A 16,995-nucleotide genomic window follows, 5' to 3' on the forward strand; every position below is an offset into this window, starting at 1 on the left:
ATGGGATAAGGGCCGTGATTCCCACAGACCATGGCCACGACCTCTTCCGCCTCCGGTGTCCTGCGCGGTTATGTATTGCCCGCGCTCCTGCTGTTCGCCCTCCCCGTGTTCGGGCTCTGGTTCACGGGCTACGCCAGCAACTGGTTCGACGAGCGCATCCGCTCCGCCATCTCGCAGCAGGTGATGCAGGACCGGGAGCTCGACGAGGTCCAGCGCAAGGAGGTGTTGGAGGCGTACAGCACCTTCTCCGCGGTGGATGCGTGCATGAGCACGGACGAGGAGCGGGCGGGGTTTCGCGCGAGCTTCGGTGACGGGTGCACGGACGCGATGCAGTTCGGCTGGGCGTACCGCGGGGCGTTGGGGTTGGTGTTGTTGGGGCTCGCCTCCGCGTTGATTGCGCTGATGTGCGGGCTGGCGGCGTTCATCTCCCGGCCCATCCAGTACCTGAGCTTCGTGGTGGGCTGGAACCTGCTGCGCATCGCGACCGCGCTCCAGGTCATCGGCCAGGGGGCGCTGGCGGTGTGGCTGTCGTACTGGGTGACGGCGGTGCTGACGCAGCGCTACTCGGTGAAGCTCATCCTGGCGGTGGGGCTGATGGCGGCGGGTGCGGCGTTCCTGGTGGTGGTGGCCATCTTCAAGCGTCCGCCGATGGACTTCGAGGTGGAGGCGGAGGTCGTCGAGGAGTCGAAGGCGCCGGAGCTCTGGGCGCACGTGCGCAAGCTGTGTCAGCGGCTGCAGACGCCGCCGCCGGACCACCTGCTGGCGGGCATCGACGCGAACTTCTTCGTCACCGAGGGCGACATCCGCGTGGGAGAGCGGACGCTGCGGGGGCGCACGCTGTTCGTGAGCCTGTCGCTGCTGCGGCAGCTGGAGCGGCGCGAGGCGGAGGCGGTGCTGGCGCACGAGATGGGGCACCTGCTGGGCGGCGACACGGGACATGGCAAGCGGTTGGCGCCGATGCTGGCGCGGTTCGGCCAGTACCTGGAGGCGCTCCACGAGGGCGGGCTGACCCGGCCGGTCTACTACTTCATGCTGTCCTATCGGGGGCTGTTCGAACTGTCGTTGGGGCGCAGCCGGCGCGCCAGTGAGTTCGCGGCGGACCGGCTCGCGGCGAGCGTCACCTCGGGGCGGGACGTGGCGCACTCGCTGGTGAAGGTGGTCGCGTACGCCAACTTCCGGGACCGCGTGGAGGCGGCGCTGTTCAACCGTGACGAGCAGCACCAGAGCGTGGCCATCGCGCAGCGGGTGGCGCATGGCTTCGCGGAGTACGCGCAGTCGGAGGCGCTGCAGGGCGATTTGAATGGCTCGGTGACGCCGCACCCGTTCGATTCGCACCCGCCGCTGTCGGCGCGGCTGGAGAACGTGGGCGTGAAGCTGTCGCCGGAGGACATGGGGCAGATGCTGGTGGAGCCGGTGACGTCCTCGTGGGCGGAGGCGTTCGAGGACGCGGACGGCATCGAGGCGCGGCTGTGGCGGGCGTACGAGTCGCGCTTCTCGAAGGCGCATGACGTGGCGCTGGCGTACCGGTACGCGCCGTCCAACGACGAGGAGCGGGAGCACGTGGAGCGGTACTTCCCGCCGATGACGTTCGAGGCGAAGGAGGAGGGCCACGAGGTCCGGCTGACCTTCGCGGAGGTGTACTGCGAGGAGTGGGCGGCGCCGGTGCACCTGGACGAGGTGACGACGGCGACCACCGAGGACCGCATGTTCAAGAAGTACCTGGACCTGCTCCTGAACGGGACGGGGGCCACGCAGGGCAAGGTGTCCATCTGCTTGAACAAGCTGAAGGACTCGGAGGCCCTGCTCGCCGCGTTCGGTCACTACCTGGGCCGCCACCGCGCCAGCAAGGACCACCAACAGAGCGCCGAGCGCGACGCGGCGTGAGGTCCCAGGGCGCCCGCCGTCGCGGCGCCAGGGTGTCAGTTCCGGAGAGGGGTTTTCGTCCCATCGCGGCCTCGATGTCCGCAGGCCGCGATGCGGGGGCTCGGTGGGCTCGAAGCCCATGAACCTGGCGGCGATTCCCTTCGAGGTAGACCTTGGCCACTCAGCAGCGCCCGCGGTTGTCACTGGAGCAGCGTGACGCCGCGCTCGCGGACCTCCTCGCCTCCGAGCGGGCGCGCATCATCCCCGCGGCGAACCTCCTCGCGTCGGATCCATCCACCCTGCCCCGACTGCTCGAGTTGCTTGCGCTCGAGCGACGCGCGGACAATCGCCAGGGGATTCTCTTCGCGCTCACCTGGCATGCGGAGCCCGACGCCCTGTGGGACCTCATGATTCGGGTCCTGTCCGACCCGACGGAGGGCGAGAAGGTTCGGGGACAGGCCTCGGAGGGGCTCGCCTACATGTTCCCGCAGGTCGAGGTGGGCTCCTCGCGGTTCGAGGCCGGAGTCCAGGCCCTGCTGGCGGCACTGAAGGACTCATCGCCTGAGGTCCGCTACTGCGCGCTCTTCGCGCTCGGCGCGACAGCGCATCCGCCGCTCGTCCCCGCGATGGAAGCGATGCTCGTGGACGAGACGCCCGTGCCCGGTTGGGTCGGCACGGTGGCCACCTCGGCGGCGAATGCGCTCGAACACCTCAAGGGCAAGTCCGCGTCCCCGCACTGCGAGGGGCCGTAGGCGGAAGGCTCCTGCTGACCTTGGCGGCTCGGCTCCTCCACCTTCGCATCGCGGCGACTTCAGCGCGGAGGACGGCCGAGCTGCTGGCGCAGGTGCCCCTCCTCCACCAGCCCCCAGCGCTCGACCAACCTCCCCTCGGGGGAGAAGCGCAGCAGGTCCAGCCGCGTGTAGCTCACCGGCAGCCCGGTCGCGGCGAAGCCCATGAAAGGCCCCCGGTGGGTGGCCCGGGCGGTGATTCGACAGGCGACCTTGTCCCCCTCGGCGACCAGGTCCTCGAGCTCGAAGCGGATGTCCGGGAACGCGGCCCGCAGGCCGGCGAAGCCCTGCTTGATGCCCTCGGGCCCCGGCCTCATGTCCGGGTCCGGATGGTGGTCGACGGCGTCCTGCTGGATGACGTCATCGACGACGTCGAAGTCGCCGGAGTGGATGGCCTCTTCGAGTCGGCGATAGAGCCTGCGCGCGGCGTCCTTGATGGAGAAGGTCATGGGCTGAGGATGGGCACGTCTCCGCCGCGCGCCTTGAACGAATCGGACATCGGCCGCGTGGCATGCTCCGTCCGATGACCCCTCCATTCCGCATCGAGTGTGGCCCCTGTGTCCTGCGTCCCTGGCGGCGCGGGGACGAGGCCTCCCTGGTCCATCACGCCAACGACCGCGAGGTGTGGCGCAACCTCCGCGACCGGTTTCCCCACCCCTACACCGCCCAGGACGCGGCGGGCTGGGTGGGCTGCGCGGGCGCGGTGTCCCCGCCTCGTGACTTCGCCATCGAGGTGGCCGGCGAGGCCGTGGGCTCCATGGGGATGATTCCCGGCACCGACATCGAGCGCCATTCCGCGGAGGTGGGGTACTGGCTCGGCCGCTCGCTGTGGGGGCGGGGCATCGTCAGCGCGGGCCTCGACGCCTTCTGCGGCTGGACCTTCGCGAACACGGACCTCCTTCGGCTCTTCGCGCTGCCCTTCGCCGACAACGCGGCGTCCTGTCGGGTGCTGGAGAAGGCGGGCTTCCAGCGCGAGGGCGTGCTGCGGCGCAGCGCCGTCAAGGACGGCGTCGTGCACGACCAGGCGCTCTATGCACGCCTGCGTCCCTCAGGGCCTTGAGCCACCGTGCGAGGCAGGGGGAATGGCATACGTCCCCACCGCGTGGGCCACGGGCTCCGGCAGGCCCTCCGAGTACAGCGACACCTCGCCCACCGCGAGGCTCCGCCCCACCTTGAGCAACGTGCACACGCCGATGATGCGGCGGTCCGCGGAGGGCTTGCGCATGAAGTTGAAGCTCAGGCTCGTCGTCACGGCGAGCGGGACGAGGCCAATCTCGCCCAGCAGGGCCACGTAGAGCGCCACGTCCGCGGTGGCCATCAGCACCGGGCCGGACACCGTGCCGCCGGGCCGAAGCTCACCGGGGCCCACCTCGTGCGCGACGGTGGCGCTCCGGTGGCCCACCTCCAGGATTCGCACGCGCGTCTGGGGGAATTCGGCGGTGATGAAGTCCGACAGCTCACGCAGGGTCGCCATGTCGCGAGTGTGAGCGAAACCCGCGCGCGTGAGTAGCGGTGCTGACGTGGCCGCACGGCGCGTGGCGCACGGGGCCTTATGCTTGGCCCATGTTCGACGAATTCCTGCGCCGCTGGTCCCTGACACCGGAGGGCGAGCCCATCGTCACCCCGGGTGCGCGGCTGCTCCCGGTGCGCTGGCGGCAAGCGCCCGCGATGCTCAAGCTCGCGCTGGACGCGGAGGAGCAACACGGCGCCCGGGTGATGACGTGGTGGGCGGGAGACGGCGCCGCGCGCGTGTTCGCGGCGGAGGGCCACGCGCTGCTGCTGGAGCGCGCGGAGGGCGCCCGTTCACTCACCCAGATGGCGCGGGGTGGCGAGGATGACGAGGCGTGCCGCATCCTCTGCGCGGTCGCGGACAGGCTGCATGCGCCTCGTTCGACGCCGCCTCCGGAGGACCTGGTTCCGCTGCCGCGCTGGTTCGAACCCCTGGCGCTCGCCGCTGCCACGCACGGGGGTGTGTTCACCCGCTCGGCCCAGGCCGCGCGCGAGGTGCTCGCGACGCCGGCGCCATCCGTCGTGCTGCATGGCGACCTGCACCACGACAACGTCCTGGACTTCGGCGCACGAGGCTGGCTGGCCGTCGACCCGAAGCGGCTGCTGGGTGCGCGAGGCTTCGACTTCGCCAACATCTTCACCAACCCGGACATGGCCAACCCCGAGCTGCCCCTGGCGGTCCTCCCGGAGGTCTTCCAGCGCCGCGTCCAGGGGGTGTCCGAGGCCTCGGGGATGGAGCGCGGGCTGTTGCTGCGCTGGGTGCTCGCGTGGACGGGGCTGTCCGCGGCCTGGCTGGTGGAGGAGGGAGCGGACGCGACCGTGGACCTGCGCGTCGCGGCGCTGGCGGCGGCCGCGCTGGGGCGTTGACGGCGTGGTATGTCATTGCGCCATGAACCTCTCACGGTGGTTGTTGGCGGGCATGGGCATGGCGGTCCTGGCGTCCGGCTGCGGCGGGCGTCGCAGCCACCCCAAGGTGGACTTCGCCCAGATGGGGCCGTCCCTGAACGCGAAGCGCTACGCGAACCTGGAGAAGCTCGCGGCGAAGGACCTCAAGTGCGCCGAGGAGCTGACGCCCACCTACCTCGGGGAGAACCAGTACCAGATGTCCGGCTGCAACGCGGAGGGCGTCTACGAGCTGCGCTGCCGCGTCGGGCAGTGCGGCTGGGTTCCCGACGTGCGGGCCCGCGCGGAGTTCGACCTGGGCTGTCCGCGCTCGCAGCTGAGCGCCACGAGAATCGACGACGCCACCGCGGGCGTCACGGGCTGTGGCAAGCGCGCCACCTACAGGGCCCTGGGAAGGACATATGGCGTCAACTGGGTGTTGAACTCGGCGGTGACCGAGGACTCGAGCCCCGCCGCGGACACCGCGGGCGCCGCCGCGCCGCTCTGATTCACAGCGTCGCCCAGGACCGCTCGGCCCTGGCGACGACGTTGTCCTCGTCGAACTGCGCGGTGAAGTACCCCAGCCAGCGCGCCCGCTCGGACGCGTCGCCGCCTTCGCCCAGGAGCAGGTCGCTCAGCTCCAGCAGGTCGACGACGATTCGCTCGTGGCGACAGGCGCACAGCCGCCGCCGGTCCACCGGGACGTCCCCGTAGCCGGCCATGAACGCGGCCACCTCCTCGTCGCGGGTGCCAATCCCTCCCACACCCGCGCCGATGAACATGAGGTCCACCTCCCGGGGCCCTCGCGTCGCGGAGTCCCAGTCGACGACGGTGAGCGCGTCATCGCCCACGAGCAGGTTCCCCGCGTGCAGGTCCGCGTGGCACGGCACGGCCTGCTCCGCGGAGCCGCGGACGCTCCCCGCGAGCACGGCCGCGCGCTGGAGCACCGTCGCGATGCGGCCCGCGTGTCGGGTCCACGCGTCGACCAGCGGCGCCGTGGCCGCCGTGGTGAGCGCACCGCGGAGCATCGCCTCGTGCCGGGCCCGCGCGGCCTCGAGCGGCGGGGCGTCCGGCTCCGGGAGCGCCGCGTGCAGCTCCGGCGGCAGGCGCGCCTCGTGGACGCGCCGCAGGGCCTGGCCCAGGCGCTGCCAGTGCTCGGTGGTGGGCGGCCGCTCGAAGCCGCTCGGCGCGTCGATGAAGGGGTAGAGCGTCCAGCCCACGTCCTCGGCGCGCGGCGCGAGCTCCCCGCTCAGCGAGGACATCGGGGCGGACACCTCCCGCACGCCTTCCCGATGGTGGAGATGCCACGCCAGTCGGAGCCGCGCGTCCGACCACCTCCGCCGCAGCTTGAGGAGCCAGGGCGCGCCCCGCCGGGTGGTGACCTTCAGCACCCGCGCGTCCGAATCCAGGCCCGCCGTGAGCGGCTCGAGCGCCGAGATTTCCAGGCCGTGGTGCTCGTGGAGCACCCGGGCGCAGCGTTCCTCGTCGGGCCAGGCGGTCATCGGATGAGTGTCGCAAAGCCCCGCGAGCCGCCGTGGCCTCATCGCAACCAGTGTTCATCAGCACGCCCGTGGACAGGGGAGGGGACCGCCCGCGCGCGGACTTTTCCAGCCCGCCTGGACGCCCTGGGAGCACTGTTGGAAGGGCCCGAAGAGACCGAAGCCCCCACCCCACCCCGGAGGAAGAGATGAACACGCCCGTCGTCCACAAGAGCTTCCCCCCTCGAGCGCATGTACCCCGCCAACGCCGCGCGCGTCTTCAATGAGGGCACCCGCGAGCTGCCGAGGCGCTGGCCCGCGAGCTCGGGCAGCACGACTGATTTGACGTGGCGTTCAGGTCACCGGGCCTCGAGCTCGACCTCGCTCGGCCCGAGTCATGACTCCAGGTCAGGAACACGCGTGGCCTTTCGCGGCGCCTTGTTGCCTGCCCGCCAAATACTGCTCATGCGCAATCACATCCAATCGGAGGTCGAGAGTCAGTTGTAGCTTGCGAGGCTACAGCGCTGGAACTGCTCCAGAATGGCTCGGTTCGAGCCCTCCGGGATGGCTCGCCGGACCCACCTGGAGAGTCCCGTCCACGGGGGCTTGTCAGAGGGGCGTTGCATGGTGTCGCCCTCGAGGGTGGCGACCGGGTGCTCGCGGGAAATCTCAGGGGGTCCTGAGGAAGAAAAGGGCCCTCGTGCGTTCAGGGTGGCGCGGAATTCATGCGTGAATTTCTCGCAACGAGGACTCCCTGATTCCTTCGGAAGATTCGCCCAATCCGCTGTCACTGGAAGATCTGAAAGCATGATTTGAATCCGAATAGGACATGCTACTGTGTGTTTGGGGAACACGCGCTTCATCAGGGGCTGAAGTCGATGGATACAGGGGGCCAGGAGTTGCAAGGCATTGCCTTGATTGGCATGGCAGGGCGCTTTCCGGGGGCAGAGAGCGCTCTTCAACTGTGGGAGAATCTCATCGGTGGTGTCGACTCCATCTCGCGGTTTCGCGATGAGGAGTTGTTGGCCGCGGGCGTGCCGGCGGAGGTGTTGCGCAATCCGGCCTACGTGCGCGCCAAGGGCGTCATCGCGGACGCGGACTGCTTCGACGCGGGCTTCTTCGACTTCAGCCCGAGGGAGGCGCAGCTGCTGGACCCGCAGCAGCGGGTGTTCCTGGAGAGTGCGTGGGCCGCGTTCGAGGACGCGGGCTATGACCCGACCCGTCTGACGGGGATGCCGGTGGGCGTCTTCGGTGGGGTGGGGCTCAACAGCTACCTCTATACGCACCTGGCGCGTCCTGGCGTGCCGGTGCCGCTCGAGGAGTTCTTCGCGGCCTTCATCTCCAACGACAAGGACTTCCTGTCCACGCGGGTCTCCTACAAGTTGAACCTGCGGGGTCCGAGCCTCACGGTGCAGACGGCGTGCTCCACGTCGCTGGTGGCCGTGCACCTGGCGTGTCAGAGCCTGTTGAGCTTCGAGTCGGACATGGCGCTCGCGGGCGGGGCGGCCGTCACGCTGCCCTTGCGCACCGGCTACCTGCACAACCCGAACTTCATCCTGTCCAAGGACGGCGCCACGCGGACGTTCGACGCGCGGGCGGGCGGCACCGTCTTCAGCCATGGCGTGGGCTGTGTGGTGCTCAAGCGGCTGGAGGACGCCGTGCGGGACGGCGACGCCATCTACGCGGTCATCAAGGGCAGCGCCGTCAACAACGATGGCGCCTCGAAGGTGGGCTACACCGCGCCGAGCGTGGACTCGCAGGCGGAGGTGATTCGCACCGCGTACACGCTGGCGGACGTGGACCCCGCGAGCGTGGCGTACGTGGAGGCGCACGGCACCGCCACGCCCATGGGAGACCCCATCGAGGTCGCCGCGCTGACGCGGGCCTTCGCCTCGGAGGGGCCCCGAGAGACGCCGTTCCTGTTGGGCTCGGTGAAGTCGAACCTGGGCCACACCGACGCGGCGGCGGGGGTCGCCGGGTTGATGAAGGTGGCGCTCTCGCTGCGCCACGGCGCCATCCCTCCGTCGCTGCACTTCGAGAAGCCCAACCCGCACCTGGACCTGGAGTCGGGCAACTTCCGCGTCGTCACCCAGCCCACGCCCTGGCCCGAGCTGGGCGCGCCCCGGCGCGCCGGCGTGAGCGCGTTCGGCATCGGCGGCACCAACGCCCACGTGGTGCTGGAGGAGGCTCCGGCCCAGGAGTCCATGCCGGCGAGCCAGGGCGAGCAGTTGCTGGTGTTGTCCGCGCGGACGCCCGAGGCGCTGGAGCGCGCCCGGCTGCGGCTGGCCGAGCACCTGCGCCGGGAGCCCTCGGTGGACCTGGGGGACGTGGCCTTCACGCTGGCGATGGGGCGCAAGCTCCTGCCGTACCGCGCCTCGCTGGTCGCGGCGGACGTGGCCCAGGCGGCCGGGGCGCTGGAGGCGAGGCTCCCGGTGGAGCCGGTGGCGGCCCGACAGACGCCGGTGGCGTTCCTGTTCCCGGGGCAGGGCTCGCAGTACGCGTCCATGGGGCGCGGGTTGTACGAGACGGAGCCGGAGTACCGCGACACGGTGGACCGCTGCGCGGCGCTGCTCCGGCCGCACCTGGGGCTGGATCTGCGCGAGGTGCTCCACGCGGAGGCCAGCGACGCGGCGACGGAGCGGCTGGCGCGCACGGAGCTGACGCAGCCCTCGCTCTTCGTCGTCGAGTACGCGCTGGCGCGGCTGCTCATGTCCCGGGGCGTGGAGCCCTCGGCGATGCTCGGCCACAGCGTGGGGGAGTGGGTGGCCGCGTGCCTCGCGGGCGTCTTCCCGCTGGAGGACGGGCTGCGGCTCATCGCGCTGCGCGGCAAGCTGATGCAGGCGTTGCCGCCGGGGAAGATGCTCTCGGTGCCGCTGCCTCGCGAGGAGGTGCGGAGCCTGCTGAACGAGCGGCTGTCGCTGGCCGCGGTGAACGGCCCGGCCTCCTGCGTGGTGGCGGGTCATCCCGAGGCGGTGGACGCGCTGGCGGCGACGCTGTCGGGCCGGGGTGTCCAGGCGCGCGCGCTGCGCACCTCGCACGCGTTCCACTCGTACATGGTGGATGACGCGCTGGCGGCGTTCCGCCGGGTGGTGGAGCAGGTGACGCTGTCCGCGCCGCGCATCCCGTTCGTCTCCAACCTCACCGGGCGCTTCATCACCCCCGCGGAGGCCACGTCGCCCGACTACTGGGTGCGCCACATGCGCGAGGCGGTGGAGTTCGCCCGGGGCGTGGGCACGCTCTTGCGCGAGGAGCGCGTGTTGCTGGAGGTGGGGCCGGGCAACGGGCTCGGCGCGCTGGCGCGGATGCTCCCCGAGAAGGGCGCCACGGCCACCATCCTGTCGACGATGCGCCACCCGAAGGCCGCGGCCCATGACGGCCGGGTGCTGCTGGAGACGCTGGGGCGGCTGTGGGAGGCCGGTGGCGCGCTGGACCTCGCGGCCCTGTGGCGCGAGGCGCCTCGTCGCCGCGTCCACCTGCCGACCTATCCCTTCGAGCGTCAGCGCCACTGGGTGGAGGCTCCCACGGAGGCGCCCGTCGCCGCCGCGCGCGATGCGCACGAGGGCCTGTTCCACGTCACCACGTGGGCCCCGCTGCCGCGTCCGTCGCCGCGCGCTCGCGTCGAGGGGGAGCGGTGGCTCTGGTTCCTGGACGACTCGGAGCTGGCGCGGGAGGCGCTCGCGAAGCTGGGCGTCGCGGCGGCCCTCGTCACGCGCGTGGAGTCGGGGGACGTGTTCGAGCGGCGGGAGGACGGGCTCTATCGCCTGCGCCCCGGCAGCCGCGAGGACCACCAGCGATTGGTGGAGGCGCTGGCGAAGGAAGGCCGGCTCCCGGACCGCGTGGTGCATGCCTGGAGCGTGACGGGGCCCTCGGAGGTCTCCCTCACGCCCTCGACGCTGGGACCCGCGCAGGAGCGGGGGCTCTACAGCCTGTTGTGGCTGGCGCAGGCGCTCGGTGAGCGTGGCGGTGGACGGCCCGTGGCGCTGGTGGCCGTGGCCGACGGTGTCCACGCGGTGGTGGAGGGTGAGCGCGAGCGGCCGGAGAAGGCGACGCTGCTGGGCGCGTGCCGGGGCATCTCGCTGGAGGTGCCGGGGCTGACGTGCCGGCTGGTGGATGTGGCCGCGACGCCCTCGGAGGGCCTGGCGCGGGCGCTCGTGGACGAGCTCTCCGCCGAGGAGACGGCGGGCGTGGTGGCCCTGCGTGGAGCGCAGCGCTGGGGGCCGCGCGTCTCGCCCGTGGCGTTGCCGGCGACGGAGGCCTCCGGAGCGGAGTCGCCGCTCCCCGGGCGCACGTGGCTCATCACCGGTGGGCTCGGCGGCATGGGGCTCGTCTTCGCGGAGCACCTGGCGCGCACGCGGCAGGCCCGGTTGGTGCTGCTGGGGCGCTCGGTGCCCCGGCGGGACTCGGGGGAGCTCCACGGTGAGGACCGGGAGCGGCTGGAGAAGCTCGAGGCCCTGGAGCGGCTGGGGGCCGAGGTGCTGCCCCTGGCGGTGGACGTGGGCGACGAGGTCCAGCTCGCCTCGGCGCTGGCGAGGGCCCGGGAGTGCTTCGGTCGCATCGAGGGCGTCCTCCACGCGGCGGGCGTGCCGGGGGGCGGCGCGCTCCAGCTCCAGACGCGCGAGCAGGTGGAGGCCGTGTTCCGGCCGAAGGTGCTCGGGGCGCTGCACCTGGGGCGGCTGTTGGCGGCCGACCCTCCGGACACCTTCGTCCTGTGCTCCTCCGTGACGAGCCTGCGCGGCGAGCCGGGGCAGGTGGCCTACGCGGCCGCGAACGCCTTCCTGGACGGCTACGCCCACCTGCTGCGCTCGACAGGGCTGCGCGCCGTGTCCGTCGGCTGGGACACGTGGGGCGAGGCGGGCATGGCCGTGGCGGCGCTGCGCGGCGCGGGCGCCCGTTCGACGCGGGGCCTGCTGCCGGGGCACCCGCTGCTGGGCATGCGCCGCGTGGAGGGCGAGGACCTCGTCTACACGCAGGTGATGGCGCCCGAGCTGCAGTGGGTGCTCGATGAGCACCGGGTGCTCGGTCAGCCGTTGATGCCCGGCACGGGCTACCTGGAGATGGTCGTCTCCGCGCTGACGGCGGAGCGGCCGGGCATGGCGGTGGAGCTGAGCGACGTCGTCTTCGTGACGCCGCTCACGGTGATGCCGGGAGAGCGCCGCGAGGTGCGGCTGGTGCTGAGTCCTTCGGGCGAGCGCCTTCGCTTCCGCGTCCAGAGCCGCCCCGCCTCTTCGCGCGAGGACGTGTGGCAGGAGCACGTGCTGGGCACCGCGCGCTGGACGGAGGGCGCCGCTCGGGCCCACCCGCTGGCGCAGGCGGAGTCTCGGTGCACCGATGCCCTGGAGTCCGCGCAGTCGCTGATGGGGGACGCCGACGAGCACCACATCTTCTTCGGCCCGCGCTGGACGACGGTGGACTCGCGGCTGTTCTTCGGCGGGCGGGAGCTGCTGGCGACCTTCTCCCTGTCGGAGGCGTACCGGGAGGAGCTGGGCGTCTACCGGTTCCACCCCGCGCTGCTCGACGTGGTGACGGGGTACTCGCGGCTCCTGGAGCTGCGCGAGAAGGGCACGGCGGGCGCGGCGGCCCAGGGGCTCTTCCTGCCGCTGACCTACCGTCGGCTGACCGTGCACGGGCCCGTCCCCGCGCGCGTGCGGGTGCACACGCGGTGGCGGCATGACACCGAGGACGCGGCGTCGCTGCGCGTGTTCGACATCACCCTGATGGACGAGCAGGGCGGGGTGGTGGTGGACGTGGAGGGCTTCACCCTCAAGCGGCTCGACGACATGCACCAGACGTTCTCCGCGCCGACGGCGGAGGGGACTCCGGGTGTCGCTACGCCCGGGCGCCTCACGCTGCCCGGCGCGCTGAGCAACCAGGAGGGCGTGGAGGCCCTCACGCGCATCCTCGCGGGCTTCGAGGGCGCGCACGTCTACGTGTCCCGCGCGCCCCTCCAGGCCCGCGCCGCCCAGCGCCCCGAGAGCACCGCCTCCCGGAAGCAGGGCGCGAAGGCGCCGCGTCCCGCGCAGCGCACGGCCTACGTGGCGCCGCGCGACGAGGTGGAGACGCAGGTGTGCGAGGCGCTGGCGGAGCTGTTGGGCGTGGAGGCCGTGGGCATCCACGACAACTTCTACGACCTGGGCCTCAACTCGCTCCTGATGGTGCAGCTGAGCGCGCGGCTGCGGGAGCGGCTCGACGTGCAGCTGTCGCTCAACGCGCTGTTGGAGCACTCCTCCGCGGCGCAGATTGGCGCGCAGGTGTCCGCCACCCGGCCCTCGTCGACCTCCGCTCCGGCGGCGCCGAGCGAGCCCGCGCTGCCCGCTGGCGTGGTGCGCTTGCAGCGGGGCGTGCCCGGACGCACGCCGCTGTTCTGCATCCACCCCGCGGGCGGCTCGGTGTTCGGCTTCCTGCCCCTGGTGCGGCACCTGGACAAGGAGCAGCCGGTGTACGGCATCCAGGCGCGCGGCGTGGAGGGCGAGGTGCCGCCCGACACCCGCATCGAGGACATGGCGCTGCACTACCTGGAGCTGGTGCGGGGCCTCCAGCCCGAGGGCCCCTACCTGTTCTGCGGCTCCTCCATGGGCGGCACCGTGGCCTTCGACATGGCCCGCAGGCTGACGGCGCTGGGCCAGCGCGTGGACCTCCTGGCGATGCTCGACACGCCCTCGGATGACGGGGGCACGGTGCGCCACTCGGAGCCGGTGACGGACGACTTCGTCCTCGACTACGTGAAGAAGCTCTCGCCGGAGATGTCCGACGCCTTCGTCCGGATGAACCAGGAGAACGGCGGCAGCTTCCTGCGCCTGTGGCGCGCGCACAACGAGGCCTTGCTGCGCTACGCGGCCCAGCCGGTCGACACCCGCATCCTCTACTTCCGGGCCAGTGTCCGGGACCACCTCATCCCCCACCATCCGGAGTACGGCTGGATTGGGAAGGCCCGAGGCGGCATCGAAATCCACGAGGTGGAAGGCAATCACCTCACCATGAGTCTGGAGCCTCACGTCGCGAGACTCGCCTCGCTGCTTCGCGAGCGCCTCGCGTCCTGAGCGTCCACAGCCTCCCGAATCCATTGCTCGCCGTCGGCGAGGAGAGCCGAGTCATGTCTCGAGACACCGAATCGATGTCCCTGGAGGAGAAGAAGCAGCTCCTGAAGCGCCTCTTGGCGCGACAGGACGCGGCCCCGCGGGTGGCGGCGGTGCAGGAGCCCTTCGCCCTCTCCTACGGCCAGGCCGCGCTGTTCCACCTGCACCAGTCCGACCCGGACAACCACGCGTACCACACGCTGTTCTCCTTCCGCGTGCACGGCCCGCTGGACGTGGAGGCCCTGCGCCGCGCGGCCGAGGCGCTGGTGGAGCGGCACGAGGTGCTGCGCACCACCTACGGCGTCAGCGATGACGGGCGGCTGCTCCAGCGCGTCCAGGAGAAGGGCACGCTCCCCTTCACCCTGAATGACTCGCGCGGCGTGTCCCCGGCGGAGGTGCGCCGCCGCCTCATCGAGGAGGTGCGCAAGCCCTTCGACTTGACGACGGGGCCGGTGGCCCGGCTGAGCGTCACCCGCGTGGACGGCGGCGAGCACCTGGTGGTCTTCACCCAGCACCACGTCTCCAACGACGCGCGGGCGCTGCAGGTGCTCCAGCGGGAGCTGCTCGAGCTCTACGGTCAGCTCGTCACCGGGGGCACGGCGAGCCTGCCGGCGCCTCGCACGCAGTACCGCCAGTTCGTGGAGTGGGAGCAGGCGCTGCTCGGCGGTCCTCGTGGCGAGGTGCTGGAGCGCTACTGGAAGGAGCGCCTCGCGGGAGCGCCTCCCGCGCTGGAGCTGCCCACGGACAAGCCCCGGCCCGCGGAGCAGGGCTGCCACGGTGACACCGTCATCCACGAGCTGGACCGGGGGCTGGTGCGCCGCGCGGAGGCCCGGGCGCGTGAGCAGGGCGTGACGCTGTACACCTTCCTGCTCGCGTGCTTCCACGTGCTGCTGTCGCGGCACACCGGCCAGCGCGACGTGCTGGTGGGGACGCCCACCAACACGCTCATGTCCGCGGAGGACGCGGCGCTGCAGGAGGTCGTCGGCTACGCCGTCAACCCCGTGGTGGTGCGCTCCTCGGTGGACGAGGGGCTGGGCTTCGGCGCCTTCGCGCGCGAGCTGCAGAAGCGGGTGCTGGAGGCGCTGGAGCACCAGGCGTACCCGTTCCCGCAGCTGGTGGCGAAGCTGGGCGGGCCCCGGGACGCGTCGCGCCCGCCGGTCTTCCAGGTGATGTTCAACTACCTGCCGGTCAGCGACCGCGACCCGCTGGCGATGCTCGGCCTGTCCGTGGACGAGGGCCGCACGTTCCAGGTGCACGGGCTGACGCTGTCGCCGTACGTGCTGCCGCAGCAGGAGGCCCAGTTCGACGTGGGCATGGAGTGCCTGAAGCTGGGCGAGCGGCTGGTGCTGGCGCTGCACTACAACGCGGACCTCTTCCTGGCGCGGACCGCGCGCCGGCTGCTGGAGCGCTTCGAGTGCCTGCTGGCGGACGCGGTGGAGCGCCCGTCGGCCACGTGTGACGCGCTGGAGGTGGTGTCCGCGTCCGAGCGCGAGGAGCTGCTGCTGGGCTTGAACCCCCGGCCGATGGACTGGGTGGACGGGCCTTCCATGGTGGACCTGGTGGAGGACCAGGTGCGCCGCACGCCGGACGCCGTGGCGCTGTCGGTGGGGGACACGCACCTGACGTACCGCGAGCTGAACGCGCGGGCCAACCGGCTGGCGCACTACCTGCGCGCGCACCATGGGGCCGGCCCGGACGTGCTGGTGGGGCTGATGGTGGACCGCACCGAGTGGCTGCTCATCGGCACGCTCGGCATCCTCAAGTCCGGCGCGGCCTACGTGCCCATCGACCCGGCGTACCCGGCCGAGCGCGTGCGCTACCTGCTGCAGGACAGCAGCAGCCGCGTCCTGCTCACCGAGCCGCAGCTCCTGGAGACGGCGCGCCAGGGCTCGCCCGCGGGGTGCGTGGACATCACCACCGCGCGGGGGGACTCGGACGAGGACGTGGCGCACCGTCCCGGCTGCGAGGACCTGGCGTACGTCATCTACACGTCCGGCTCCACGGGCCGGCCCAAGGGGACGCTCATCGAGCACCACAGCGCGGTGTCCTTCCTGCGCTGGTGCCAGACGGAGTTCCGCGCGACGGACTTCGACGTCACCTTCTTCGGCACGTCGTACTGCTTCGACCTGTCCATCTTCGAGATGTTCTACACGCTGTCGGTGGGGCGGCGGGTCCGCCTGCTGCGCAACAGCCTGCAGATCTCCGAGTACCTGGACAGCGAGTCGCGCATCCTCGTGAACACGGTGCCCTCCGTGGTGAAGGAGCTGCTCGCGGCGGGCGCGGACCTGGGCAACGTCACCGTGCTGAACATGGCGGGCGAGCCCATCCCGCAGAGCGTGATGTCCCAGCTGGAGGGCCTGCCCATCCAGGTGCGCAACCTGTACGGCCCCAGCGAGGACACGACGTACAGCACCTGCTACCGCTTCCCGGGCGACGACCCGAAGGTGCTCATCGGCAAGCCGCTGGCGAACACGCGCGTCTACATCCTCGACAAGGACCTGCGGCTGGTGCCCCGGGGCGTGCCCGGCGAGCTGTGCCTGTCGGGGGACGGCCTGGCGCGTGGGTACCTGGACCGGCCGGACCTGACGGCCGAGCGCTTCGTGCCGGACCCGTTCATGCCCGGTCGGCGCATGTACCGCACGGGTGACGTCGCGCAGTGGCGCGCGGATGGGAACCTCGACTACCTGGGCCGGCGCGATGACCAGGTGAAGCTCAACGGCTACCGCATCGAGCTGGGTGAAATCGAGGTGGCGCTGTCGAAGCACCCCGCCACGCGCGAGGTGCTGGTGCTGGCCAGGCCCGGGCCCTCGCGGGACATGGAGCTGGTGGCCTGGCTGGTGTGCTCCGAGAAGGTGGAGCCGCGCGAGCTGCGGGCGTTCCTGGAGCAGCGCCTGCCGCGCTTCATGGTGCCGGGGCACTTCGTGTTCCTGGACGCGTTCCCGCTCACGCCGAACGGGAAGATCGACAAGAAGGCGCTGGCGGCGCCGGTGGCCGCGGCCTCCCGGAGCGCGATGCCTCCCGTCGCGCCTCGCAGCGAGCTGGAGCGCGCGCTGCACGAGCTGTGGGGTCACGCGCTGCGCGGCGCGCACTTCGGCATCGACGACAACTTCTTCGACGTGGGCGGCAGCTCGCTGCACCTGACGCAGATCCACATGTCGTTGCAGCGGCGGCTGGGCCGGAAGATGCCGATGACGGAGCTGTACCGCTTTCCGACCATCCGCGCGCTGGCCGAGTACCTGGACCGGGGTCCCGAGAAGCAGGCCGAGCCGTCGAACGACGAGCGGGCCGAGCGCCTGCGCAAGCAGGAGCAGTTCTTCCGGGCGCGCAAGGCGCGTCGGAGCTGAGTCACCCCGAGGCACGGGCCGACGAGGCCCGACGTGAAGGTTCATGGCCCCGGCGTGG

At 71.7% G+C, this 16,995-nt stretch carries 10 protein-coding genes; 7 read left to right on the top strand and 3 right to left on the bottom strand.

Features of this window, described 5'->3' with window-relative positions:
• Positions 1-30 precede the first annotated feature (30 nt).
• Together K8625_RS29855 and K8625_RS29860 are read left to right on the top strand one after the other, a co-directional pair.
• Entirely contained in the window at positions 31-1,884 is a 1,854-nt protein-coding gene (locus K8625_RS29855; RefSeq protein ID WP_223748017.1) for a M48 family metallopeptidase, read from the top strand.
• A 152-nt stretch (positions 1,885-2,036) separates the two neighbouring features.
• Positions 2,037-2,615 (top strand): HEAT repeat domain-containing protein, encoded by a 579-nt coding sequence (locus tag K8625_RS29860; RefSeq protein WP_223784626.1) that lies wholly within the window; start codon positions 2,037-2,039, stop codon positions 2,613-2,615.
• A gap of 59 nt (positions 2,616-2,674) precedes the next feature.
• Here the strand turns inward: K8625_RS29860 and K8625_RS29865 are convergent, their stop codons facing one another.
• On the bottom strand, positions 2,675-3,100 hold the full coding sequence (locus K8625_RS29865) for an ester cyclase (RefSeq protein WP_223784627.1): 426 nt from the start codon (positions 3,098-3,100) through the stop codon (positions 2,675-2,677).
• A 74-nt stretch (positions 3,101-3,174) separates the two neighbouring features.
• On the opposite strand from K8625_RS29865, the gene K8625_RS29870 reads away from it, so the two are divergent.
• Positions 3,175-3,711 carry a GNAT family N-acetyltransferase gene (locus K8625_RS29870; RefSeq protein WP_223784628.1) on the top strand — a complete coding sequence of 179 codons (537 nt, stop codon included), beginning with the start codon at positions 3,175-3,177 and terminating at the stop codon, positions 3,709-3,711.
• On the opposite strand, the gene K8625_RS29875 is transcribed toward K8625_RS29870, so the two are convergent.
• On the bottom strand, positions 3,700-4,125 hold the full coding sequence (locus K8625_RS29875; protein ID WP_223748021.1) for a PaaI family thioesterase: 426 nt from the start codon (positions 4,123-4,125) through the stop codon (positions 3,700-3,702). The two genes, K8625_RS29870 and K8625_RS29875, sit on opposite strands and share 12 nt — an antisense overlap.
• 89 nt (positions 4,126-4,214) lie before the next feature.
• Between K8625_RS29875 and K8625_RS29880 the strand changes: the two genes are divergently transcribed.
• Both K8625_RS29880 and K8625_RS29885 read left to right on the top strand, forming a co-directional pair.
• Positions 4,215-5,027 (top strand): aminoglycoside phosphotransferase family protein, encoded by an 813-nt coding sequence (locus K8625_RS29880; RefSeq protein WP_223784629.1) that lies wholly within the window; start codon positions 4,215-4,217, stop codon positions 5,025-5,027.
• A gap of 22 nt (positions 5,028-5,049) precedes the next feature.
• Complete coding sequence (locus tag K8625_RS29885; RefSeq protein WP_223784630.1) at positions 5,050-5,550, top strand: hypothetical protein; 501 nt, start codon at positions 5,050-5,052, stop codon at positions 5,548-5,550.
• Between the two features lies 1 nt (position 5,551).
• Here the strand turns inward: K8625_RS29885 and K8625_RS29890 are convergent, their stop codons facing one another.
• A complete protein-coding gene (locus K8625_RS29890; RefSeq protein WP_223784631.1) occupies positions 5,552-6,544 on the bottom strand; it encodes a phosphotransferase enzyme family protein in 993 nt (330 codons plus the stop codon).
• 890 nt (positions 6,545-7,434) lie between these two features.
• Here K8625_RS29890 and K8625_RS29895 point away from each other — a divergent pair.
• Positions 7,435-13,557 carry a type I polyketide synthase gene (locus tag K8625_RS29895; RefSeq protein WP_255666052.1) on the top strand — a complete coding sequence of 2,041 codons (6,123 nt, stop codon included), beginning with the start codon at positions 7,435-7,437 and terminating at the stop codon, positions 13,555-13,557.
• A gap of 53 nt (positions 13,558-13,610) precedes the next feature.
• Positions 13,611-16,937: a non-ribosomal peptide synthetase gene (locus tag K8625_RS29900; RefSeq protein WP_223784632.1), complete on the top strand. Its 3,327-nt coding sequence runs from the start codon at positions 13,611-13,613 to the stop codon at positions 16,935-16,937.
• The last annotated feature ends 58 nt before the right edge of the window (positions 16,938-16,995 follow it).

It is taken from the genome of Myxococcus sp. AS-1-15, from assembly GCF_020037055.1.
In the GTDB taxonomy this organism is placed as follows: domain Bacteria; phylum Myxococcota; class Myxococcia; order Myxococcales; family Myxococcaceae; genus Myxococcus; species Myxococcus fulvus.

Bases quoted from the DNA above. Each gene is read 5' to 3' on its own strand.
- K8625_RS29855 (WP_223748017.1), top strand. From the start codon at position 31: ATGGCCACGACCTCTTCCGCCTCCGGTGTCCTGCGCGGTTATGTATTG.
- K8625_RS29865 (WP_223784627.1), bottom strand. From the start codon at position 3,100: ATGACCTTCTCCATCAAGGACGCCGCGCGCAGGCTCTATCGCCGACTC.
- K8625_RS29870 (WP_223784628.1), top strand. From the start codon at position 3,175: ATGACCCCTCCATTCCGCATCGAGTGTGGCCCCTGTGTCCTGCGTCCC.
- K8625_RS29875 (WP_223748021.1), bottom strand. From the start codon at position 4,125: ATGGCGACCCTGCGTGAGCTGTCGGACTTCATCACCGCCGAATTCCCC.
- K8625_RS29880 (WP_223784629.1), top strand. From the start codon at position 4,215: ATGTTCGACGAATTCCTGCGCCGCTGGTCCCTGACACCGGAGGGCGAG.
- K8625_RS29885 (WP_223784630.1), top strand. From the start codon at position 5,050: ATGAACCTCTCACGGTGGTTGTTGGCGGGCATGGGCATGGCGGTCCTG.
- K8625_RS29890 (WP_223784631.1), bottom strand. From the start codon at position 6,544: ATGACCGCCTGGCCCGACGAGGAACGCTGCGCCCGGGTGCTCCACGAG.
- K8625_RS29900 (WP_223784632.1), top strand. From the start codon at position 13,611: ATGTCTCGAGACACCGAATCGATGTCCCTGGAGGAGAAGAAGCAGCTC.